Below are 22,816 nucleotides of genomic sequence, written 5' to 3' on the forward strand. Positions count from 1 at the left end.
GTGCAGAAGAGGGCTGCTGGCAAAAATGTTACGACTTAGTGACTGAGTTTATCCGTGACTTTCGTGGGTCTCTTAGTCATGGATGGTGGCAAGTATGAGTGACTTTACCCCTTTTAGAGACAAGATGGAGCAAGCCGGAGTGAGTGAGCCTGCGATCCTTTCGTTCGAGCGCAACTACTCTATTCTTACCCATCGAGGAGCAACCTCAATTCCGGAGGATACGATCGATCCGGTGACTGGTCTTCCTGAGCTAGGTAGCCTCTCTGGAGATGGCGACTTTGATCCTGAGCTGCTGGCTCAGACCGTGGTGATCAAGCTGAATGGTGGTTTGGGGACTAGTATGGGGCTTCAGAAGGCGAAAAGTCTGCTCAAGGTGAAGGATGATCAGACTTTCCTGGATATCATCGTGAACCAGATCACGCATCTGCGTGAAACCACAGGAGCTGCTGTGAAGTTCCTGCTGATGAATAGTTTCAGTACCTCTGAAGATACTCTCGCTCATCTCGAGCAGTACGAGGATAGAGGCTTGGCTAAGGCCGAAGAGGTGGAGCTTAGGCAAAACCAGATTCCAAAAGTGGACTGTGAGAGCCTACAGCCAATCGAGTGGCCCGCAAATCCAGACTTGGAATGGTGCCCTCCTGGTCACGGTGATTTGTATCCGGCGATTGCGGGTTCAGGATGGCTGGATCAGCTGCTTGAGCAGGGCGTGAAGTATGCTTTTGTCTCCAACTCGGATAATCTCGGTGCTGTTCTGGATGCAGGTATACTCAAGTATTTTGCCGATAGTGAGAAGCCATTCCTGATGGAGGCTACTCGCAGGACTGAGGCAGACAAAAAAGGAGGTCATCTCGCGGTTCGTAAGATTGATGATCAGCTGCTGCTGCGTGAAGTTGCCCAGTGCGAGGAGAAGGATCTTGAGGAGTTCCAGAACGTGGACAAACACAAGTATTTCAATACAAACAGCCTTTGGATTCGTCTGGATTACCTGAAGCAGGAGCTTGAAGACAAGGGGGGCGTACTGCCACTTCCGATGATCAAGAACGTCAAGACCGTTGACCCGCGTGACAAGGAGACTCCTAAGGTATATCAGCTGGAGACTGCCATGGGGGCGGCGATTGAATGCTTCAAGGGGGCTGGTGCCATCTGCGTGCCGAGATCTAGATTTGCTCCGGTTAAGACGACTGCTGACCTCTTCTCCCTGCGTTCCGATGCCTACGAGACCACTGAGGACGGCAGAATCGCTTTGGTGCCAGAGCGTAACGGCAAACCGCCCGTGGTGAATCTCAGTGATGAATATAAGCTGGTGGATTCTCTGGAGGGGCTTGGGCAGCCGTCTCTCTTGGAGGCTAGCAAGCTGAGCATTCAGGGATCTGTTCGCTTTTCTGAGGGCGTTGTGATCAAAGGTGAGGTCTCCTTTACCAACGATAAAGACGAAACCCTTTGGATTGCATCAGGGGTCTATGAAAACGAGGACGTGGTTCTCTAGTCAGTAGGATCCAAGTCTCGGCGGGGCTTTTTTCAATGAGCCTTGTTCATGGAAGAGATGAATCGTCATTCTTGGAGATTTGGAGGCTTAAGATAATCAAACACTTGTGAAAAAAATGTTACGATAAGGGCGTTTTCCACGCTTGCATCTTCGTGAGGAACAAGGCACTAAACCTGCGCAATGGAACGATTTGGCTCACTCAATATCCCAAAGGAAGGTTACAAGGCTGTGATCTTCGATCTCGACGGAACCCTGGTAGATTCAATGCCAGCACACTTTGATGCCTGGTGCGAAGCACTGGCAAAGCACGGTGCTCCAAAGCATGTATTTCCTGAGGATGTTTTCTACTCCATGGGTGGTCGTCCTACCGTGGATATTGTGAAAGAGATCAACGGGGAATTTAACCTGCAGCTTGATCCTGAGGCCATTGCCTACGCCAAGCGCAATGCCTTCTTGGAGAAGCTGGACAAAGTCACAGTCATTCCTGACGTGGTGGAGTTCGCCAAAAAGATCCGTGGTAAAATGCCAATGGGGATCGCCACAGGTGGCGGACGCATTGTCGTGGAAAAAACACTGAAACTCACAGGCTTGAGTGATCTCTTTGACGAGGTCGTGACTGCTGATGACGTGAAGTGCGGCAAGCCGGCTCCAGATGTCTTCCTTGAAGTTGCCGAGAGGCTTGAAGTGGATCCAAAGGACTGCCTGGTTCTTGAGGATGCCCCAGCTGGTATCATGGCTGCCCAGTGCGCCGGCATGAAGGTGGTGACAGTTCCTGCTCCACTGCGTATCGTTCAGTAAGCAACACTTTTAATCGTATAAAAAATGGCACCGTACATCTGAGTACGGTGCCATTTTTGTTTAAAGGGTAAATCGGATTAGGTGGCTTATTCCTCCTCGTCTGATGAGGCCGTTTCGTCTGAGTCACTTTCCTCAGAGTTGCTTTCTGCACTCTCGGTTTGTGCTTCTTCCGTCTCGCTGGTAGCCTCTGCGGCTTCTTTGGTTTGTTCGTCGGAGGTTTCTTCGCTCTTTGTCCCTTCGGAACTCGCTGTCTGCTCCTCTGCTCTTGGGCGGTTGCCATCCAGCAGTTCGGCTACTTCTGATTGCACGGATTCGATCTGATCCAGAGGGATATTCGGATCTCTGACGATGTAGACGTCGCCATTTTTCTTGTGCTCATAGATGCGCAGGATGCCATTCGGTGTGTGCTGGTTGTCTGTCTCCACGAGCAGCTTTTGGCGCTCAAGCATCACGGCCAGGATGTAGCGGGCATTCTCCGTATGAGGCTCGTCTTCTTCAATCAGGCGAGAGAGCAGTTCTTCCGCGGATTCCTTGGCTACCACACTGGCTTTTTCATCGCTTACCGGTGGTTCGTAATGGCTGCGCCAGAATGAAAAAGGCTGCTCAGCATCTGCAGGGCGGTCATTCCAGGCTTCTAGGCAGAAGTCGCGCCTGATGTAGCCGCTGGACTCTGGGTCGGGGAAAATAGCGGTGTAAAAGGGCTCGTCCTTTTCAAAATGGCGGTCAGTGACCGAGCAGCGGTGGCTGCGTGATTTGATGGACCATGATTCTGGAAGTGCCATAAGTGCTTGTTCGGTTGATGTTGGTGGATCCTGAGAACATTCGGCTATCGTTCCGAAGCTAGGAAGTTCATGACGGCCTGGTAAATTGGCTGGCCGGTCATGCGGCGGTAGAATAGCACCAGCGCGACGCAGGTGAATAGAATATTGGTTGCCCAGGCTGCCCAGAATGGAGATAGGTGGCCTGACTCGCCCAGGGTTGGGAAAACCGTGGAGCAGAAGATCATCCCGGCACAGAGGAAGATGGCCACGGCAATGCCGCCGCCAATTCCGCGACGGGTGAAGACGATGCCGAGCGGGGCGGCCAGCAGGATAGTAATCAGGCAGATGAATGGTTGGGCAAAACGGTAATGCCAGTGGGTGAGGTAGGAGCGTTTGTCCGAGAGTGGGTGCTCTTGGTGATTGGCGAGCCAGCTATTAAGGCCGGGAATACCCAGATATGGGGGCTTGAGGCCAGGCTTGATGATTTGCCAGGGAGTTTCTTTCCACTTGGTGATCATTGGTTCCTCCAATTTCTTGATTGTGGGCATGGGGCTCACAGTGAGATCATAGATGACCGGGTTCACAAGGGTCCAGGTTTTATCCTGGCGAGACCAGGTTGCGGTAGAGGCGTGAATGCGGCGTATGATGTGGTTATCCTCATCTATTTCGGTGATGGATATATCCTCCAAAGGAGCTCCGTCTGAGTGGCGGTAGGGAAAGCTGCCAACAAACCATTGCCGGGTGTTGCTGTGGTTTTGGTATGCCACGTTATTGGCTTCTGCGGTGATGTCGCCTTTGGCTGCTTGTAGAATAGTGCGCTCCTGGCCGTCCGCGTATGGAGCCCAGTGGTAGTTGAAGATAATGCATATCACGGCTGCCAGTACCCCGAAGCCAATCAACGGGGCTACGATGCGGGTCACGCCCCTGCCAGTCTGGATCATAGAAACGATTTCTTGGCTGCGCGACATCTTGCCCAGGCACCAGAGCAGGGAGAGCATCAGTGAGTAGGGCAGGATGAAGACGATCAGGGAAGGGAGTTTGACCAGATAATGCTTGGCCATCAGTGCTGCTGCATCGCTACTTTCTTTAAAGTCTGAAACGTTGTCTTGAAGATCCTCCAGCATCATCAGCGAGAAGAGGGCTCCGAAGCAGATGGAAAAAGCGGTGAGGAACTGGCGCATCGTATAGCGGTCCAGCGTGCCAGAGAGGGAGTAGGCCAAGCTGGTGATGAACGGCAGGAAGCAGAGCAGTCCCAAAAGCCACGGCCGGAGACTGTGGGCTTTCAGGTCCGAGTTCGGGTATCCAATCATCTGTTCTTGGACAGCGTGGCTCTCGGCGCTGCAACCATAGTAAGCTGCGATGCTTCCTAGAAGGAGGAACACCGCTGGCCAGATGAATCTCTGCAGCTTGAAGGGCATGTGGGAGATTGTGACTAGTGCGGCTATTTTTCAAGCCTGAGGTTGAGGGAAAAAGCTGTTGTGATTTGCGGAGGGCTGTTGGGCGTGGTATGCATCAGAGAGAAACACGACATGCAGCAACACTACTACGGAAACGGGAATACCATGCGGCAGCCATCCAAGTTTGAAGGCGCTCAGGCGTGCAAGTGGCTTTTGATTATCAATATCGTAGTGTTTTTCCTGGATGCCGCAGGGGTGGAGCGGGGCACTATTGGACGCTTTAAAGAGTTCGGAGGGTACACTACGGATGGCTTTCTAGCGGGCCAGATCTGGAGAGTCGTAAGCTTCCAGTTTCTTCATTTTGGAGGCTGGCATTTGTTGGGGAACATGCTTGCGGTTTTCTTCTTTGGGCCTTTTGTAGAACGCTTCTGGGGTACCAAGAAATTTGTGGCCTATTATCTGATCTGCGGGGCCGCTGGAGCTCTGTTTTACAGTATCTTGGGGATTTTAGGGGTGGTGGAGAGCTATGGCCTGCTCTGTGGAGCTTCGGCGGGTATTTTCGGTATTATCGTGGCCCTGATTATCATCGCGCCAGACATGCGGGTGATGCTGCTGTTTCCGCCCATTCCCATGAAGATGAGGACGCTGGGAATTGTTTTTCTGGTCATTGCTGTCTACGTGGTTTTGACCGGGGGGCAGAATGACGGAGGTGAGGCGGGTCATCTTGGTGGAGCGATTATGGGCTTTGTGCTCATGAAATTTCCCGGCTTGCTTGGCTTTTTGGATCCAAAAGGTGCCAGAGGCGCCAAGAGACCAAAGGTGGTGCGCGAGGCAAAGATACGTCCGCGTACCGTGGTGAATCTCCAAGGTGACGAGGTTGACCGTATTTTGGACAAGATCAGTGAACAGGGATTTCAGAGCCTGACAGATGAAGAAAAACAAATTCTGAGTGATGCTGCAAAAAGAGAAGATGACTGATGCGGAGATGATTGAGTGCCCGGAAGACGGGAAGCAGCTAGAGCGCCTCAGGGCGATCATGCACCGTTTGCGCTCACCCGGTGGCTGCCCCTGGGATGCGGAGCAAACCCACCGGAGTCTGGTACCTCACATGATTGAGGAAACCTATGAGACGGTGGATACCATTCAACGAGAGGATTGGGAGCATCTCAAGGAGGAGTTAGGTGACTTGCTGCTGCAGGTGGTGTTTCACAGCGAAATCGCCGAAGGTGATGGCCGCTTCAACTTGGATGACGTAGCCAGAGGAATTTCAGACAAGCTGGTCCGTAGGCATCCACATGTCTACGGCGATAGTCAAGTCGATGGTGCTGACGGGGTGCTTAGTCAGTGGGATGAGATCAAGCGGCAAGAAAAGGGAGCCGAAGAAAAGCCATACCTCCATGGGGTGGGCAAAGGTCTCCCTGGTATGCTTAAGGCGGCCAAGCTACAGAAGAAAGTTTCCAAAGTAGGCTTTGATTGGCCGGACGCCAGATCGATATTGGATAAAGTCCGTGAGGAGTTGGACGAGGTGGAAGAGGCCTTTGATGCTTATCAAGAAGGGGGAGAGGTGCCAGATGCTTTACAGGCGGAAATCGGTGACCTTCTCTTTGTCGTGGTGAATGTGGCCCGGAAGTTAGGCGTGAATCCCGAGGTGGCCATTGAGCGTACGAACCTAAAGTTTGAAGAGCGTTTTCAGCGCTTGGAGACAAGTTTGCGTGAGCGTGGAATTTCACTGGCGGAGGCGACCTCTGAGGAGATGGAGAGAGAGTGGGTGAATGCCAAGGCGCACGACAGGCGCTAAATACTAAGAAATACGTCGATCTTATCCGATAGAGGTTGATTCTTTGGGCACAGTTCGTTTTACTGATCTTTACGAATGGAAATGACCTTCCAAGATACGCTAAACTTGGTCCTCAAGGCTTCTAACGAAGGAGTGTGGGACTGGTATGTAGGAAGTGATGAGGTGTATTACTCCGACAGGGTACGCGACTTCATGGGCTGGAAGTCTGGTGAGGAGATCAATATCTTCAAGGAGCCGGAAAAGATTTTGTTTAAGCCGGATGTAGCCTACTTCAGTAATATCTTGGAGATGACGCTGGCTGATTCGGATGAAGAACTCTTTGCGATTGATTGCCGCATCGTCTGCCCTAACGGCAGGAAACGATGGCTCCGCATTCGTGGGATTGTTACCTGGCAGGATGAGAAGCCTATCAGGTTGACCGGGTCAATGATTGACATTTCCAAGCGCAAGCGTGCAGAAGCAGCTCTGGAGGAAGAGCGCTCCATGCTGCGGCTGGTAATTGACCACGTTCCTGTTCAGGTTTTCTTTAAGGACACGGAATCGCGTTATGTGATGGTGAACCAGCGCCAGTGCGATTGGATCGGAGCCAAGAACCCTGAAGAGATTTTGGGGAAAACTCCTGAAGACTACTTTACTGAGAATCACTGGAATATTTCCCGCTCCAATGACCTGAAAATCATGGAGACTGGCGAGTCTATCGTGGATCAGATTGTCTGCGAGCGTTGGAAAAACCGCCCTGATACCTATGTGCAGATTGTAAAGCGCCCATGGTGGGATAGCCGTGGCAAGCTGAAGGGGACTTTTGGTATTTCCACGGATGTAACCAAGCTGATCTCAGCAAAGGAAAAGCTGGAGCAGATGGCTCTCAATCTTCAAATGAGGAACCGGGCTTACATGGAGGAACTTCAGCTGGCTCGTGAGGTGCAGCAGGCCTTGTTGCCTGGTAGGCAAGGTGTCTGGGAGGAGCATATCGCGCCTATGGTTGGTAAGGCAGACATTGCCCAGCGCTATATTCCAGCCACCGAATTGGCAGGTGACTATTATGATGTGATGCCGCTGGAGGACGGTAAAGTGGGTATCTTCATTGCTGATGTGATGGGTCACGGGGTTCGATCTGCTCTCGTTGTCGGTATGATCAAGGGGGTGATGGAGAAAGCTAGCAGCTACGCCAGCCAACCCGCGGAGTTTATGTCTCGTCTCAACCAGGGGCTGACACGTATTTTAGGGCGGTCTAAGATCGATATGTTTACGACGGCCTGCTACGTGGTGTTGGACTTTGAGCGTGATCATATGTGCATAGTGAGTGCTGGTCATGATTACCCACTTTTCAAGTGGCGTGGCGAAAGTAAGATTACTGGGCATGAGAGCAAGGGGCCCGCACTTGGTCTCTTCATGCAGGCTGAGTACCATTCAGTCTGCTGTTCTATCAGTGACGTGGATACGATGCTGATGTACACCGATGGAATCTATGAGTCATCTAACATCAACGGTGATGAGTGGGGGATAGAGCGTCTGGAGAAAGCATATCGTGAGGGGGGCTGTGAAAGCATGGAGGCGCTGCTAGACTACATTGACCAGAGAGCGATGGCCTGGATGGGGGAAAAGGGATTTGATGATGACGTTTGTCTCATTGGTGTTAGGATGAAAGGTGCCAATGGGCTGGGGCTGTAGAGTGGATAAAGAAATGATACCTCCTGAAGAAGATAGACTGGAACTTGCCTTGCGGGCCTCGAATGAGGGGATCTGGCAGTGGCGCGTGAGTGATCATAGTGTGCAGTATTCTGACAGGGTCCTGGGGTTTCTAGACTGTAGTTCTGATAATGCCCCCAATATATTTACAGATATCGACCGATGTTTTCATGAGAATGACCGGGAGCACTTCAAAAGAGTACTGGAAGGAGTGCTCAAGCAGGATGGTAAAGAGCTGTTTGGGGTGGATATCAGATTTCTGAAGGACAGCGGTTCCATTAGCTGGCTGAGGATCCGTGGGGCTTGTGTGCGTGATGATGAAGGTTATCCCCTCATGATTGCTGGATCCATCATCGACATCTCACGGCGCAAGGAGGCTGAGTTGGCTCTTGAGGAAGAACGGCATTTGATCAGAATGCTGATCGAGAACATTCCTAACAATGTTTATTTCAAGGATATGGATAGCCGCTTTGTCATGGCTAACCAGGCCACTGCTGAAAAGATGGGGCTGAAGAATAGTGCTGAACTTATCGGGAAGACGGATCATGATTTCTTCACCGCTCAGCATGCCGACAAATCTCGCCGTGATGAGCTGGAGATCATGCTCTCTGGCCATCCACAGGAATCTACGGTGGAGCGTGAGACATGGGTGGGGCAGGAAGATTCCTATGTGATTACCACAAAAATTCCGTGGTATGACCGTAGAGGCAATGTCAAGGGAACCTTTGGGGTTACCAGTGATGTCTCGGCTCTCGTGACCACCCAGTTGAGGCTCTCCAAAGTGGCGGAGGAGCTTCGTATCAGGAATAGAATTTATGAGGAAGAGCTTCAGCTCGCTCACGATATCCAGCGTGCCGTTCTCGATGACGAAATTCCGGATATTTCTATCCAGGGCGGCCATCAGCTCTCATTTGCCACAAAGTACATTCCCGCCAGTGAAATGGCTGGAGACTTCTATGAGGTGATTCCTATCTCGAAGACTGAGGTTGGGCTACTGATTTGTGATGTGATGGGGCATGGAGTCCGCTCTGCCCTGATTGTTTCCATGTTGCGTGGTTTGTTAGAGCGAGAGAGAGATTCCGCCAGATTGCCTGAGTGGCTACTCTATGGGCTGAATGATGGTTTGTACCGTATCTTGAATAAGTCAGGAATCACGATGTTCGCCACAGCCTTGTATATGGTATTTGATCTAGAAGCGGGGCGGATTAATTACTCTAGCGCCGGACATCCTATGCCTATGCTCAAGAAGGACGGTAAAGTTTCCTTCCTTAAAAGTGATCAAGAGGTGGTCGGGCCTGCGCTTGGTCTACTGCCTGAGACTCCCTATTGTGGGGACTCTCTGTCTTTCGATGCTTTTAACCAACTCTATCTATATACCGATGGCATTTATGAGGCTGAAAATGCCCATGGTGAGCAGTTCGGCCGCGAAGGGGTTAGTGACTTTATCGCGGAATTAGAGGATGATATGCCGGTCCAAGAGGTGATTGATCACCTGACGGAAATGGTCGGTGAATACTGTGGTGGTAACGGCTACGGCGATGATGTCTGCATGCTGGGTGTCGAGCTTGCAGGGGTCCGTGGTTGATTGATCATCAGCTTGTTGGGGTGTGGTGGTTCCCGTGGGGATCCAGTAAGTTGCTGGGTAATGGCGTGTTTTTATATTGTAATGACATCTAGTGTGAGTCATCTTAGCTGTAATACTGGTGTGTGATGGCATCATTTACTGTTAATACACGCTATTTGAATAACATTTAAAGATATGTATTTCATGAAAACTCGAAATTCCCAGACCTGCTATCGTACAGATAGGGTTTGCCGACGAGGATTTGCCTTGGTGAGTACGATTACGGTGATGGTGCTTCTGGTGACAATCGGATTGGGTGTGGTGGCGCTTTCTACGCGCGAATCTAAAATCAGTAGTCTCAGTAGTGCAGAGGTGACGGCGCGTTCAAATGCGAGAATGGCGCTGATGATGGCTTTGGGGCGTCTGCAAGAGTGGGCCGGACCTGACCAAAGGGTGACGGCGCGTGCGGATATTCGGGAGGATGCTCACGCTGATAAGAAGTATTGGACAGGCTTTTGGGATACCCGCCAATGGGGGCCAGACCCGAACAATAGTAACCACAAAAAGATCTTGCTGGGCTATGGGGCATCAGGGGCTCCTGTGGGCGATACAGGGGATTCGATCTCGGATGAGCTGACAGGTGATTTGGTTACCTTGGTCGGGGAGGGCTCTGTTTTGAATCCGCAGCAGCAGGTTTCCGTGAATGAAATTCCAATCTTAAACAACAATCAAGTTGAGGGGAGTTATGGGTGGTGGATCGGTGATGAAGGGGTCAAGGCCAGCTACTATGCACCTGAATTAGGGGATGATTCCTGGAACAAGGCTGGTGTGTTGGGCACGGCCGCCAAGACGGGTGTCACCGCATTGAGTATAGATGGCTATGAGCAGACCGAGTCAAAAGACTTGGAGAAGTCATCATTGACGAGATCATCCATCGCCTTGCCATTCAGTGAGCCAGACTTACCCAAGCAGTATTATCATGATCTGACGACCACTTCCGTATCCTTGCTCACTGATGTGAGAACTGGTGGAGTGCAGTCAGACTTGTCCACGGCCTTTGAACTGCCACGGGAAGAGTTTAATAGCATTGCAGAGTTCCATGCCGCAGGAGAGCAGAACAATACGAACTTCTATGACGAATTGGGTACGGTGTATAATGACCCTAGGTTTTATCATTCCTCTTCTTCTCCCGAATTGGGATATGTCTGTGAGATTCCCTACGATAAAGGCTTTGTCAGAGGTGCTTCATGGGATCTGTTGAGGAATCACTACAGGTTCTACAAGCGTGAACTAGAGCGAGATCCTTGGTCGCGCGCGATGTCAGGTGTAGATGATGAGAACTTTGCTGCCAGAGGATCCTATCCACACAGTTACTCTGGGAATAAAGGCGGGGCTAATGACAAAGGAGGGGACGACTTCGGATATCACATCAGTGAGGGGCATCTCTACAGTAAAGCTTCATTTGGCACCTACGGTAACTATAGACCCTTAAGTAAGCCGAGAGGGGGGATCGCTAGTGCTAATCAAAACGGCTTGACCATCGCCCGCTCACCTAAGTTGACGCCTGTAGTGGTGCGACTGTCTATCGCCATTGGGATGGTGAAGCGTCCACTGGCGAATAGTCAGGACTGGAGTCTCGCACTCTCGTTCGACCCTTACTTGACCGTGATGAATCCCTATAACGTGCCGATTTCCTTTGAATCCATCGGGATCTGGTGCACCAAGTTCAACCCCTTGCAGGTTGAGATCGAATACACTGATCAAGGCGGAGCTAGGCGCCGAGTAAATGCAGATAAATATTTCTCAGGAAACTACTACTCCTTTGGTACCTTTAATATGATCATGGATCCTGCGGCGGGGCCATTCACGCTGAAGCCAGGGGAAACCCGGGTGCTTTCGCCTGAAAAACTGGATACAGGGAAGCAGGTTTCTTACAGCTATATCTCTACCATGAGAGGTGGGTTCTCTTATTCTGAGGACTCTGGATTTTACATGGCTAACAATACCTCGGTGAGGCCTAAAACGGGAACCTCGGTCAAGGTGAAACTGAAGGGGCGTCGATCTAACTGGGGTGCTACAGACCGTTATGTTGTCTACTTATATCATCCCAAGGGACACAATGGTTCTGCTAGAAACTTGTTTACGCATGTTCCGCCAAGAAATATGTTTGGTGACGAGGATATCCTGGATCAGCCGATCATTGCTAATATCGGTGCGAGTGCAAATGATGGAAAGACGCAGCCTAACTTTTTAGTAGAGCGTGCAGTGGGTACGAGTCAAATCCCTCAGCCGGGTGACAGTGGGTTGTATCTCGGGGTATTGGATCTGAAGATGAAGACGACGAAAGAGGATTTTCCGAGTTTGACGGTGAATCCAAGAGGTGGGGCGTATGATACTCGTGATTGGGATGGAGGTGACAGAACGAATCCTCAGTGGGCTTATGATTTGACTGCTGTCGATGATTTGTCACAGCTGCAATTGGTTGCCGGTCCAGATGGTCAAAGTTTCTGGGGAGAAGGGCGTACCGTGGCTGATGGTTCTGAGAGTACAGTGCTCTATGAGGTGCCTGAGCTGCCGATGACCTCTCTGGCTCAGTTCCAGCATGTTAATACAGGGGTGACGGGGTCATCTGGCTCCTTGCAAATAGGAAACTCATTTCCGCACCCAGGCTTGGCTGATCTGGCCAGCATCTCAGGGGAGCGAAGCACTGTTTCAGGCAGCTATTCTAGCGTCCGATCACAAGTTCTTTCTGACATGGCTTGGGCTTCTAATGATAGATTATGGGACAGATACTTTTTGTCAGGAATTAACTGGGGGGCCGCCCGTGCTGCTCGTCTGGATGCCAAGCAAGAATATGTGAGTCATGATGCGGCAATCCAGGCTCTTCTGGAGGGGGATCGCTCCAGGTCATGGCCGCTCCAAAATCCGCGAATGGATCTCTTTTCAAGAGACCTGACGAAGGAACAGCAGAATGAGCTAAAGGAGTATGACAAGATTGCAAAGTATCTAGCTATATTCGGAGGTTTCAACGTGAACTCCACCTCGGTGAGTGCTTGGAAGGCCCTCTTCTCAAGCATGAGAGATGCGGAAGTCACCTATGTGAAAAATGGGGCCAAGGTTTCCAGGAAAGTACAGGGTGGCTTCAGCCGCTTCACGGTGCCCAGCTCTGATCCGGGAGAGGTCTTTGGGGCTTTGAGGGAGTTGAGTGAAAATGAGATCGAAGCGTTGGCTGAAGCGATGGTCAAACAAGTTAAACTACGTGGCCCTTTCATGGGGCTTGGTGAATTCGTTAATCGATCAATTACAGATGAGAACCGTGATGGTACTGATTTGGGGGCGGTTGGAGCCTTACAGGCTGCGATTGAATCCGTTGGGCTGAACGATAGTCTTACCCAGAAGCCTGTTACACAGAATATTGAGAATGTGAGCTATTCGGTTGATGGGAAAACTCGTGATATCAGTAACTACGCAGGTGCATCCGGATATCTCACTCAGGCGGATGTGCTCAGTGCGGTGGGAGGTGTGCTCAGAGCGCGCTCGGATACTTTTGTCATCCGTGCCTATGGATCTGCGAAAGATAAAAATGGAAAAGTTCTTGCCGAAGCCTGGTGTGAAGCTGTCGTCCAGAGAACTCCGGAATGGTGCGAGCCTACAGATGAAAAGGCCTATCAGCAGAGGTCATCTTACCCGCAGCAAATTACTGACGAGGACAAGGAGAATTTCGTGATGCAACAGTTCGAAGCAAATGACAAGTTGTCCCCGATCAATGAAAAGTTGGGGCGCAAATTTAAGATCAAGTCCTTCAAGTGGCTGAACTCAGATGAAGTTTAATAGCGCCTACAGTATAATTGTAAATTTAAGATCATGAGGAATATATTGATGACGCTGCTTTTGACGGTGCTTCCGTTGCTAGGACAGGAATCTGAAGTAAACCCTGCTGAAGGAGGTATGCCTCGTAGTGGGAAATTCTATAAAGTCTCTTGTTTTGGAGACTGGAAGTTAGGAGAGGTTTTTGTGCAGAAAGGGCGCACCCAAGAGGATGTCGTGGAACTTGAAATTATGAATATGGGGTATTCCGCAAAGATGCCCTACAAGTTGGATAAGCCTGTTCGTTTTTTACAAAAAACGGAGGATGAGAAAAATCCTTACAAAGTATTGTTAGAGGTGAAGATTCCAGCTGAATACAAGCAGCCTTTGATACTCCTAGTGCCGGAGGGTAAGAAGCTGAAGTATAAGATATTTGAAATCGATCCATCAGTGTTTCCTTACGGTGCTTGTCAGCTGGTCAACTTCTCCGGGCTCAAATTACAGGTCGCCCTGAACAAAGATAACCGCAACCTGTCCCCCGGGGGTGCTCAGATGTTTGCTCCGATTGATCAAAATAGAGAGAAGGCTTGGCTGCGCATCGGAGATGTCGGTACTAAGAAGTTGATCTTCTCAAGCATGATGATGAGGCGACAACAAAAGCGTATGCTCGTTTTTCTGCTGAATGATAAAGACCAGAAAGGCGTAAATCGGGTGAAAACCAGAATGCTTATTGATTTCAAGCCGGCTAAGAAGAAAGCCATTCAATAATGCTCTCTTGGCTTGAAGCAAAAAATGTCCTGTAGACAGGGTCTACAGGACAAGGATTACCAATGTTGTTTTTTCTGTAACTGGGTACGGAAAATTTCTATCGACGACGGCGGGCAAGTAAGCTGATGCCTGCCAGTCCAAGCAGTGCTGTGGAGGAAGGCTCAGGGACGGAGACAAACTTGACTTCTCCGAGACCGACTCGGTCGCCGCCGCTGCCTACACCAAAGTAGTTATCGGTAATGGTAATGCGGACGGAGTCCGCATTGATCGCGGAGAAGTTCACGGTCTCAGGTGTGCCTGCGCCTAGAGCCGTCGTTTGGGAGAAGTTTACTGCATTGCCGTAGGCTCCGCCACCTACGGAGAATTCGATGGTAAAGTCTTTGGCTTCGTTGCCGGTTCCGCCGTTAGAGTAGCCCCAGTAGACGAAATCGGTGAGAGTGTATTCACCGCCGAGGTCGAAAGTGAGGACTGGATTGCCTGGCCCGTCGGCAAAGTAGTCGCCTCCACCTGGGGCTGGGTCTGCCGTTACCCAGCCAAGTGAGTCATTGCTGGTATTGCTATGGGTGATGGTGGTGTAGTTGGCGAAGTCCGCAGACCCGCTGAGCCCTGCATTGTCTATGAGGCCAACTGTTGCCTTGTAGGTGTCTGTCGCATCTGTGTCAGAGACTACGCTAATAGGAGTGATCAGGACGGCACCGTGGGATAGGGAGGCTAGCGTGAGTGTCGCCAGAGCTCCGAGTGTTGTGTGTTTCATGGTATAGTCAGAGTTGATGTTTTCTCCTCAAAGAAAATGAGGAATCGATAACTATACCAATGCCGGTGATAAACTGACAATGATGGCAGAGAAAATGAAACTATTCTACTCTGTAACCGTTTCGGTAGGGCTGATTGAGGAAGATGAGTTCTTTTCCATCCCTTAGTTGGTGTTTCTCGATGATGTTGGCCTGTTTCCCTTTGATTGTTCGTGGGATCGTCAGAGTAAGGATACCATCCGTGACTTCCCAACTAGCACCTGCGAAATCCGGCGTTTGCCGTCCATTGATGCTATAGGTGGCTGTTCGGTCGGCATGGAAGGTGCGGCGGTGGATGTCCTCATTGTGGCGGTATTCCCAAGTGCCGACAAAGGCCTCAGCGTCTGACATCAAAGACTGCGTATCTTCAAACAAGAGTGTCCCCGTTGAGTCTGGACTAAAATGGCCAACTTTATCGTCGCCGCGGTTATCGGCGATCACCAAAAGATGAAGTGTCCAGGTGTCGTTCCGATTTGGTCGCTCATTGATGTGGAACTTGTAGGTGTTGTTCTCGCTGCGGGCGATGAGGCCTGTCATTCCCATATGGTTGTCTTGGGTGATCGTGACGCCGTTTTTTCGTAACTCAGCATTCTGGATGACGAGTGCATCCCTTCCGTGCATCCACTTGACAATGGCTTGGTAGTCACCCGCTTTCCAGACTAGGTGAGAGACATCGAATACCAATTCGCTAAGCTCAGTGGTGGGAGTCTCGGGGAGGGTCCATGGAAATTCTCTGCTCGGCAGTTCACGGATGAATTCGGTGCGGTCGAAGGGGATGGAGGAAAAGTGCTCGCCGTTAGATCCGCCGTACTTAATGGCATGGTTCTCAAGCACCTTCATCGGGGTGTGACCGTTTTTTGCATGTACCTCCACTTCTCCTCGAAAGACGCCGACTTCGACAGGTCTGTGATCTCCCGGGATGTGTAGAGCGAATTCGGTGCCGAGATCGATGACTTTGCCTTCTGTGTAGTTGATGGTGAAGCCCTCCGCCCCATCGGGTACGTCGGCTACCACGCGGCCTTGGTTCATGTAGGCTTCGTTGTCGCCAGTGACTTTGAAGCTGGCAGGTCCCTCTATCAGCGCCCGAACTCCGCTTTGGAAAGTGATCTCCACGAGTCCCGAGTCGATGGTGATGGGCCTGCTCTCGTTAGTCAGGTCAATGCTTTCCGGGGCGGAGCCGTTCCAAGTGACACCTATCAGGCTAGTGATGGAGGCTTTGGCATTGCTTGTGCTGGGCTGATCATTGAGTGCAACCGCTGGAGTGGGTGATTCGTTGAATAAAAGTTTTCCGGTGATGAGCCCGGTGCCGAAGAGGAGGACGGCTGCTGCTGCGTACCTTGGCCATAGCTTGACTTTCCTCGGCTGTTTTTGGAATGGTGCGACCTCATTGGAGCTCAGATGTGGAAGATTGGCTTCCACTGCTGTCAATTGCAGGTAGTAATCGAGGTTGGAATCGTTTTCTAACAATTCCTCGAGTCTTGCCATTTCGACTCTGGTAAGAGACTTGGAAAGGCTTTTGCTGGTGAGGTTGATTAATTCGACAGACGGTTTCACGATAAAAAACTACTCTACTTGTTAAGCTGCTCCTTGATGCAGTGTGCGAGTTTGACTCGAACTCGGGAAATGGACTTATGGATGGAATCTGCTGACTTGCCGATTTCCTTGGCAAATTCCTTGAGCGAGCGTTGCTTGATGTATTTTTCAGAAATGATGCTTTGCTCTTCTTGCTTAAGCAGAGAGACACAGTGTCTCAGAGCTGTGAGCGTATCATTCTGTTGGCTGAAAGTTTCTTCCGCCCTGGAGGCGATTCTTTGGAAGATGGCTTCATCGAAGACGACTTCCCCCCTGCGGATGCGATCCCGACGGTGGGCCATGGTCTTGAAGTAGGCTACTCTAAATGCCCAGGCCTTGAAGCTAGTGCCGGGCTTGAATTCACTGTGCCTCTGCCAGAGGAAGATATTCGTTTCCTGGATAATATCCTCGATATCCTCCCCCGTACCATTGATTGAGATGATGTACGCCCTGACGTCCGGTTGGATATCCGCAATCCACTGCTCGACCTGCTCGGAGGAGGCGCTGGGTGTGGTTTGACGATGTTTCGGATGCAATTCCATGGCCATATTCGGGCGAGATCTAAGAACTATACCGTATTGTGGCCAAAACTGACAAAGAACATTTCTTTAGGAAATAAAACACCCCGACCAAAAATTGATCGAGGTGGGAAGTAAGAGCGAATAGTTGAGAGGCTTAGCGTATTTCGTTTCCTTTGCCGAAGTCGAACTGGAATTGAAGCCAGATGCTGTCCTCACCACCGAATTCAGATGAATGGTCGTGATTGTACTGGAGACGTGCATGGCCGCCTGCGTAATCGTTGAATTCGAAGCTGCGGGTCAGAGCCAGGGAGGCGCGATGGCGCTCGGGTAGTTCTTCTACGTGGTCTACGCCTTCAATGTAGCCATAACGAGCACCCAGTTCCCAGTTGTCCATGAAGCCATATCCAATGTGGGTGTGAATGCCCCATTCCTCAGCAGAGCCGCTGACATCGCCATCCTCGGATGCGAAATCAAATTCACGATATACTGCTTCTACAAGAGTGCGAATGTGCTTACCGCCAGGTTCTAGGCCGTTCTCCCTCCACATGTACTGTAGGTCTAGACCGTAGATGTCCGTGCTCTTGCCGTAGCCATTGTCGCCAGTCATGAAGCTTGCGCCATAGGTGAACTGGTGGAAGTCAGTGTGGTTGTATTGTCCCATCCAGCGTACGGTGATGATGTCGTCAGCCAGTGCAGCTTCCTCGCCATGGATTTCCTCATCGTGATCGTCATCATCGTCGTCATGGTGATCGTCGTGATCTTCATGGTGACCATGCTCGTGGTCATGAGCAATGGCGTCTCCGTAGGCTACAGAAATCATTGAGGTGTGCTCTGTAGGGAGTCTCCAGGAGAGTTCCGCCGAGTTCGTGAGCAGGCCCTCGTTACCGAGAAAACGGGCGGTGATGAGGTTGGCATCGACAAAGTGCCAGCCGTGTAGGTGAACATTGTTCTGTGATGTAACACGGTTGAGCAGGCGGCCACCGCGTACTTCAAATCCGCCGGGTAGTTCGCGCAGCTTGATGAAAGCTTCTTCCCATTCACCGTCGAGCTTATTGTCGAGATCAAGAAAGAGGTTGTAGTTTACGAAGGAGGCAAAATGGTCTCCGTATTGTGTAGCAAATCCTAGCTCGATTCCTTGCAGGCTGAATTCATCGTTTGGATCGTGGGCGTGACTGGCCAACGCGTCTTCGTCCGTGGAGGAAGCTCCAATGGTGGTGTTAATGTGGGCAAAGGGGTCAAGCAGGAAGTCACTGGCATGAAGGGGGGAGCACAGAAGTGATCCCAAACCCATCGCTGTGAGGTAGGTCTTATGCATCTTAGTTATTTGTTATTGTTGTTGAGGTGAAGGGAGGTAGGAGAATTTAGCGGAGAGCTTTGACGATCGAATTTACGTTGTGCTGGAACATGCCGATGATGGAATTATGGCTATCCGCGTAGAGTGAGTCGCCCACCTTGGCACCGGATTCCTTCGCGATGCTCTGGATGCTCTTGGTGTTGGCCATTTTCTCGGGAAAAATAGCTTTGACCTTATTACTGCGGATAGTCGCTACTGCTTCAGCAACGTATTGCGGGGTGGCTGACTGTTCTTTGTTCAAGCCCTGTACGGGGATGGACTTGAAACCGAACTCCTTGCAGAAGTATCCGTACGCGGCGTGAGCGGTTGCCAGATGGCGCTGGTCGCGTGGAATGCCGGCGATTTGCTTCTTGGCCCAGGTTTTTGTGGAGGAGAGCTGGCTTCGGTAGGCTTTCGCATTAGCCTTGTAGTGATCCTTGTTTGAGGGGTCTAGCTCCGCAAATTCATCGGCCACGATAGAGGTTGCTCGGCGCCAGTTGTCGATGGACTGCCACCAGTGAGGATCAAGTGCTCCATGAGAGTGTTTAGGACAACAGGCGTAAAGCGAGCCTTCGGAGGAAATAGTCAGGGAAGGAATCTTGCGGCCGACTTCGAGGATGGTCGCTTTGTTGCCCACAATGGACTTCAGGTTCGGAAGGAAAGGTTCCAGATTCTTGCCGTTGACGAGATAGATCTTTGCTCCATTGGCTTCCTGCAGAGCGCTTGGAGAAGGGCGAAAGGTATGTGGGTCTCCATTGGGGCCCATCAGGTCGACTACCTCGACCTTGTCTCCGCCTACCTGGCGTGCGAGATCGGCCAGCAGGGGGGAGAGTGTGGCAACCTTCATTTTGGCGAAGGCGCAGGGTGCTACAATCAGCATACAGAGGAGAGTGATGATCTTCATGGTTCTGTTGGTTAATGCAATTCAGTTGCGTTTACAATCCCCAAATGCAACTTTTTTGCAATTAGCTTCGAAGTTGCAGGCAGGGCTTGCGGTAAAGCGAGATGTTGTTCATTGTCGCTCCGTGAGTTCTGAGATGCAAACAGAAAGCCCGGTGGATTGGTCAACTTGGACCGCTGAAATACCTGCGACTTTGATGTTCATAGTTCGTGATGGGGAAGTGCTTCTCATTGAAAAGCTGACAGGAATCGGCCAGGGCAAGGTCAATGGCCCCGGAGGAAAGATCGATCCAGGTGAGACGGCCAGCCAGGCAATTGTCCGTGAGTGCCAGGAAGAACTTCATATCATACCGCTGAATCCGGTGAAGGTGGGAGAGCTCCACTTCGCCATGTCAGACATCCCGGACATTCACTGTCATGTCTTCATCGCCTCAGAATTTGAAGGCGAGCCTACCCCGACACGCGAGGCCAATCCGATGTGGACCCCGATCGACGAGGTTCCCTATGAAAAGATGTGGGAAGATGACCGCCACTGGCTCCCACAAGTTCTGAACGGTGACATTTTCAACGGACGCTTCCAGTTCGAAAAAGAAGAGATCCTCTGGCAGGATGTTGTCTTTGGTGAGACTGCCAGAGATCTGTGGAGCGGTGACCGCGTTTGTTAGAGTTGGAAAGGATCGTTATCAGGCGATTTAGGTGAGAGGTCACTGGGGAGGTGGTAGCGTTCAGTAATCAGTTTCCACAGCTGCTCGTTATATGGAGTGTAGTCGGGATTTTTCTTATCTAACATAATTTCCATGTAGTAACTGTTTAAGCTGTCCTCTTCGTTATCTAAATGAAGATCGTTCAGCCAAATTTCTGTAAACCATTTAGGGTCATCGGGTTTCGAGTGGGCTAGCAGATAAATAATGTCACCAGAGTATTCTGGGCCAGGAGGGAAGTAGTGATGTGTAAGGAAGTCTTCTCGGTTAAATTGTGCGGCATAGTCAATCGCTTGACGATAGTGAGCTTCCTTGAGGAGGTTTGTTAAGGTGGCGTTGCGGTGTGTCTTGAGCTGTAATGGAAAAGTGAAGCTGATGGCGGCGATGACAAATCCGCAAGCTAGTGCAATGGTTTTTCTAGGCGCCGATTCCTTTTTCCAAGGAAGAGGTTGAGGAGGCTGGCCTTTGCGGAATAGATGAATAATGATCGTGAGAAGGCTAATTAAGGCGGCCCAGAAGCTGACGATTGTGGTGAAATTGGCAGCATCCCGGATAAATACTTCATGAGGAGAGAGGCGAACCCCGCTCATGATGCCTACGAGCTCGGTGCCTTTCTTGTAGCTTGCTACCATCATGATGAGGGAGGCCGGGAAGATGATTCGCATAGCGCATCTGAGGAGTGGTTCTCCTCCCAATACCTGTAAGCTACGGATCATCAGGGCTACACGCCACAGAGACACGATAGCGAGAAAGGCGACATTCCATTTAGTGGCGGTCAGTATATCCGTGAAGCGTTCGACGGGGATCCCGTAGAGCCAGGCGCAGGGGGCCGTCATCCAGTACAGGCTGAGGAATGAAAGATAGGAGTTCTTGGCCCCGGGAACGAATGCAAAGCGAAAGCAGCCCAGTCCAAAGATAAACAGGGATGAGAGTATGGAGGCGAGAAAGGGGCCATAAATCCACTCGAGGTCATGAGTGAATGAGAGGTGGTCGTAGTTTCTGGCGATGCCTGCCGTAACTACGAGCAGCGCTCCTACTAATAGGCTCCACCATGAACCTGAGATCCGCTGAATGGCGCCTCGATCGCCAATGAGAAAGAGGAATGGATCGCGCAGGTTCATGTTAGATAGATGTTATGTTGGTTGTTTCTTAAGCTTGATCTGGCTGCGGAGATGTCGGCGGAAGTTTCGGTAGCGCTCGGCAATGAAATCTTCATTGTAGATGCGATGTACGAGATTGAGGTAGCCTGATTTCAAGTCATCGATCGACATGGAGTCCGGCTGGAAGTTGATATCAAAGAGTGTGCATTTTTCTGAGGCATCATCAACAAGGATTCTACCTTCTTCTGTTAGTCGAGAGTATAGGGGAGTGCCAGGGAAAGGAGTCAGGTAAGTGAGCTGGACGTCATAGAGGCCAGATGCTTTGACGAATTGATAGACGCTCTCGAAAGATTCGGGGCCGTCGCCGTCCATGCCTAGAATAAAGCAGCCGTTGACGGTGATGCCGTGTTTCTGGATCGTTTCTACGGCCTTGAGGTATTTGTCCGTCCGGCGGGCCTTCCAGTTCGATTTTTGCTCAACGCCATTCATGGTGTTGAAATTGGGTGATTCAAAACCGATGAGGATTTGGGCGCAGCCTGCATCGCGCATCATCTTGAGCAGATCTTCATCGTCCGCTACGGAGACATCAGTTTCTGTGAACCAGCGAACTTGCTCCGGGGCGAGCGCTTTCATGAGCTGTTTGCCATGCCGTTTGTCGGCAAAGGTGTTGTCGTCGGCAAACTCAATGAAGGGTTTGTTGTACAGAGCCTTGAGGTGGCGTATCTCCCGGATGACTCGTTCGACTGGCTTGGTGCGGAACTTGGGTGAGAGACGCATGGAGGCGGCGCAGAATTCACAGGCGAGTGGGCAGCCACGCTGAGTTTGTACCGTGAAGCGTGGGTAGCGGTCCGGGTCCAGAAGTTCAAAGCTGGGAGTTGGGGATTCGCTGAAGTCAAAGGCGGGTCTAAGCCGGGCATCGTAGCGAGGCTTGAGCTGACCTTTTAGAAAGTCCTGAAGCATCTCGCGCCAGATGGGTTCGCCCTCACCGATAGCCAGGCAGTCTACATGTTTTTGGGCTTCATCCGGGCAGAGGGTAGCATGAAGGCCGCCGAGGATGACGGTCGTGCCGATTTCCCGGAAGCGCTCAGCCAGGCGGTAGGCTTCCTTTGAGGTGGCCGTCAGTGTGGACAGGGCAACGATGTCGAACTGGGCTGGAAGGTTGTCGTGGTCCACATCGCGGACCTCGAGGTATTCTACATCAAACTCTTCCGGAGTGAGGGCTGCCAGAGTAAGGAGACCAAGAGAGGGAAGCGCCTCTATCTGGCGCGCTCTGCCAGAGAGTGCTGGAAAAGAAAGACCCGCTTCCAGCAGAGAGCTGTCACAGACGCGAAGGCCGGAAATGGCAATGAGACCTAGTTTGGGCATGGTGAGTTATTAGCTGAAGATGGTAATGAGGATTCCTACTGTAGCGGCCGCTACGGGAATGGGGAATAGGTGTCTGGCGGACTTGGTGAAAGCGGTGAGCGTACAGGTGAGTGGCATGCCAAATAACGCAATGGCAAAAGCATAGGCACCAATGCGTGCTGTGGGTTCTGCTATCCCCAAAGGTGCCAGAGAGAAGCCATAGAAGAGGGTCAGGAGGCCGATGCCGAAAAAGGATATGTGGCCCAGTCTGAGAAAGCGGCGGGTATGACTACCATAGCCGCCAAGCCAGTTTTCCCGGTGAAAGAAGAGCCCCATAATAGCGCCGGATACTACGCCGAGGAGCATGCCTGTCCAGCCAAGCTTTAAAGTGAAAAGAGTTGGGTCCATAGCCATCTATCTTATCAGTTTTCTGAACTTTGCAGAATCGATTGCTTCAATGAAAAAATCGACCAGAGTGATGAATCT

General features: G+C 51.1%; 19 protein-coding genes. 9 read left to right on the forward strand and 10 right to left on the reverse strand.

Going from position 1 to position 22,816, the window contains the following annotated elements; translation table 11 throughout:
• Positions 1-94: 94 nt before the first annotated feature.
• Positions 95-1,486, forward strand: a complete 1,392-nt coding sequence (locus tag BUB27_RS04425; protein ID WP_143158327.1) for a UTP--glucose-1-phosphate uridylyltransferase — start codon at positions 95-97, stop codon at positions 1,484-1,486.
• A 180-nt stretch (positions 1,487-1,666) separates the two neighbouring features.
• Entirely contained in the window at positions 1,667-2,284 is a 618-nt protein-coding gene (locus BUB27_RS04430; protein WP_143158328.1) for an HAD family hydrolase, read from the forward strand.
• Between the two features lie 86 nt (positions 2,285-2,370).
• Here BUB27_RS04430 and BUB27_RS04435 read toward each other — a convergent pair whose 3' ends face one another.
• Positions 2,371-3,066, reverse strand: a complete 696-nt coding sequence (locus BUB27_RS04435; protein WP_143158329.1) for a hypothetical protein — start codon at positions 3,064-3,066, stop codon at positions 2,371-2,373.
• Positions 3,067-3,110: 44 nt separating this feature from the next.
• On the reverse strand, positions 3,111-4,463 hold the full coding sequence (locus tag BUB27_RS04440) for an LptF/LptG family permease (protein ID WP_143158330.1): 1,353 nt from the start codon (positions 4,461-4,463) through the stop codon (positions 3,111-3,113).
• Positions 4,464-4,574: 111 nt separating this feature from the next.
• On the opposite strand from BUB27_RS04440, the gene BUB27_RS04445 reads away from it, so the two are divergent.
• The 6 genes from BUB27_RS04445 to BUB27_RS04470 all read left to right on the forward strand — a co-directional run bounded on the left by BUB27_RS04445 (position 4,575) and on the right by BUB27_RS04470 (position 14,068).
• On the forward strand, positions 4,575-5,420 hold the full coding sequence (locus BUB27_RS04445) for a rhomboid family intramembrane serine protease (RefSeq protein WP_143158331.1): 846 nt from the start codon (positions 4,575-4,577) through the stop codon (positions 5,418-5,420).
• Positions 5,395-6,240: a nucleoside triphosphate pyrophosphohydrolase gene (gene mazG / locus BUB27_RS04450; protein WP_234991682.1), complete on the forward strand. Its 846-nt coding sequence runs from the start codon at positions 5,395-5,397 to the stop codon at positions 6,238-6,240. Before BUB27_RS04445 ends, mazG begins: the two co-directional genes overlap by 26 nt.
• A gap of 81 nt (positions 6,241-6,321) precedes the next feature.
• A complete protein-coding gene (locus tag BUB27_RS04455) occupies positions 6,322-7,911 on the forward strand; it encodes a SpoIIE family protein phosphatase (RefSeq protein WP_159434800.1) in 1,590 nt (529 codons plus the stop codon).
• A gap of 13 nt (positions 7,912-7,924) precedes the next feature.
• On the forward strand, positions 7,925-9,514 hold the full coding sequence (locus BUB27_RS04460; RefSeq protein ID WP_159434801.1) for a SpoIIE family protein phosphatase: 1,590 nt from the start codon (positions 7,925-7,927) through the stop codon (positions 9,512-9,514).
• Between the two features lie 183 nt (positions 9,515-9,697).
• Positions 9,698-13,324: a hypothetical protein gene (locus tag BUB27_RS04465; protein WP_143158334.1), complete on the forward strand. Its 3,627-nt coding sequence runs from the start codon at positions 9,698-9,700 to the stop codon at positions 13,322-13,324.
• A gap of 33 nt (positions 13,325-13,357) precedes the next feature.
• Positions 13,358-14,068 (forward strand): hypothetical protein, encoded by a 711-nt coding sequence (locus BUB27_RS04470; protein WP_143158335.1) that lies wholly within the window; start codon positions 13,358-13,360, stop codon positions 14,066-14,068.
• A 97-nt stretch (positions 14,069-14,165) separates the two neighbouring features.
• On the opposite strand, the gene BUB27_RS04475 is transcribed toward BUB27_RS04470, so the two are convergent.
• From BUB27_RS04475 to BUB27_RS04495, 5 genes are all read right to left on the reverse strand, one after another.
• Positions 14,166-14,822 (reverse strand): discoidin domain-containing protein, encoded by a 657-nt coding sequence (locus BUB27_RS04475; protein WP_143158536.1) that lies wholly within the window; start codon positions 14,820-14,822, stop codon positions 14,166-14,168.
• A gap of 100 nt (positions 14,823-14,922) precedes the next feature.
• Positions 14,923-16,413 (reverse strand): FecR family protein, encoded by a 1,491-nt coding sequence (locus BUB27_RS04480; protein ID WP_143158336.1) that lies wholly within the window; start codon positions 16,411-16,413, stop codon positions 14,923-14,925.
• Between the two features lie 14 nt (positions 16,414-16,427).
• Positions 16,428-16,973 (reverse strand): sigma-70 family RNA polymerase sigma factor, encoded by a 546-nt coding sequence (locus BUB27_RS04485; protein WP_159434802.1) that lies wholly within the window; start codon positions 16,971-16,973, stop codon positions 16,428-16,430.
• Positions 16,974-17,106: 133 nt separating this feature from the next.
• On the reverse strand, positions 17,107-18,267 hold the full coding sequence (locus tag BUB27_RS04490) for a hypothetical protein (RefSeq protein WP_143158338.1): 1,161 nt from the start codon (positions 18,265-18,267) through the stop codon (positions 17,107-17,109).
• A gap of 46 nt (positions 18,268-18,313) precedes the next feature.
• On the reverse strand, positions 18,314-19,189 hold the full coding sequence (locus BUB27_RS04495; RefSeq protein WP_143158339.1) for a metal ABC transporter substrate-binding protein: 876 nt from the start codon (positions 19,187-19,189) through the stop codon (positions 18,314-18,316).
• Between the two features lie 193 nt (positions 19,190-19,382).
• Here BUB27_RS04495 and BUB27_RS04500 point away from each other — a divergent pair, with 193 nt between their 5' ends.
• Positions 19,383-19,850 (forward strand): 8-oxo-dGTP diphosphatase, encoded by a 468-nt coding sequence (locus tag BUB27_RS04500; RefSeq protein WP_234991661.1) that lies wholly within the window; start codon positions 19,383-19,385, stop codon positions 19,848-19,850.
• On the opposite strand, the gene BUB27_RS04505 is transcribed toward BUB27_RS04500, so the two are convergent.
• Genes BUB27_RS04505 through BUB27_RS04515 form a run of 3 tightly spaced genes read right to left on the reverse strand, consistent with a single transcriptional unit; the run spans position 19,847 to position 22,738 of the window.
• Positions 19,847-21,007 carry a hypothetical protein gene (locus BUB27_RS04505; RefSeq protein WP_143158341.1) on the reverse strand — a complete coding sequence of 387 codons (1,161 nt, stop codon included), beginning with the start codon at positions 21,005-21,007 and terminating at the stop codon, positions 19,847-19,849. The two genes, BUB27_RS04500 and BUB27_RS04505, sit on opposite strands and share 4 nt — an antisense overlap.
• Before the next feature lie 12 nt (positions 21,008-21,019).
• On the reverse strand, positions 21,020-22,351 hold the full coding sequence (locus BUB27_RS04510) for a B12-binding domain-containing radical SAM protein (protein WP_143158342.1): 1,332 nt from the start codon (positions 22,349-22,351) through the stop codon (positions 21,020-21,022).
• Positions 22,352-22,360: 9 nt separating this feature from the next.
• Positions 22,361-22,738, reverse strand: a complete 378-nt coding sequence (locus tag BUB27_RS04515) for a hypothetical protein (RefSeq protein ID WP_143158343.1) — start codon at positions 22,736-22,738, stop codon at positions 22,361-22,363.
• Between the last annotated feature and the right edge of the window lie 78 nt (positions 22,739-22,816).

This window comes from Rubritalea squalenifaciens DSM 18772, from assembly GCF_900141815.1.
Lineage (GTDB): Bacteria > Verrucomicrobiota > Verrucomicrobiia > Verrucomicrobiales > Akkermansiaceae > Rubritalea > Rubritalea squalenifaciens.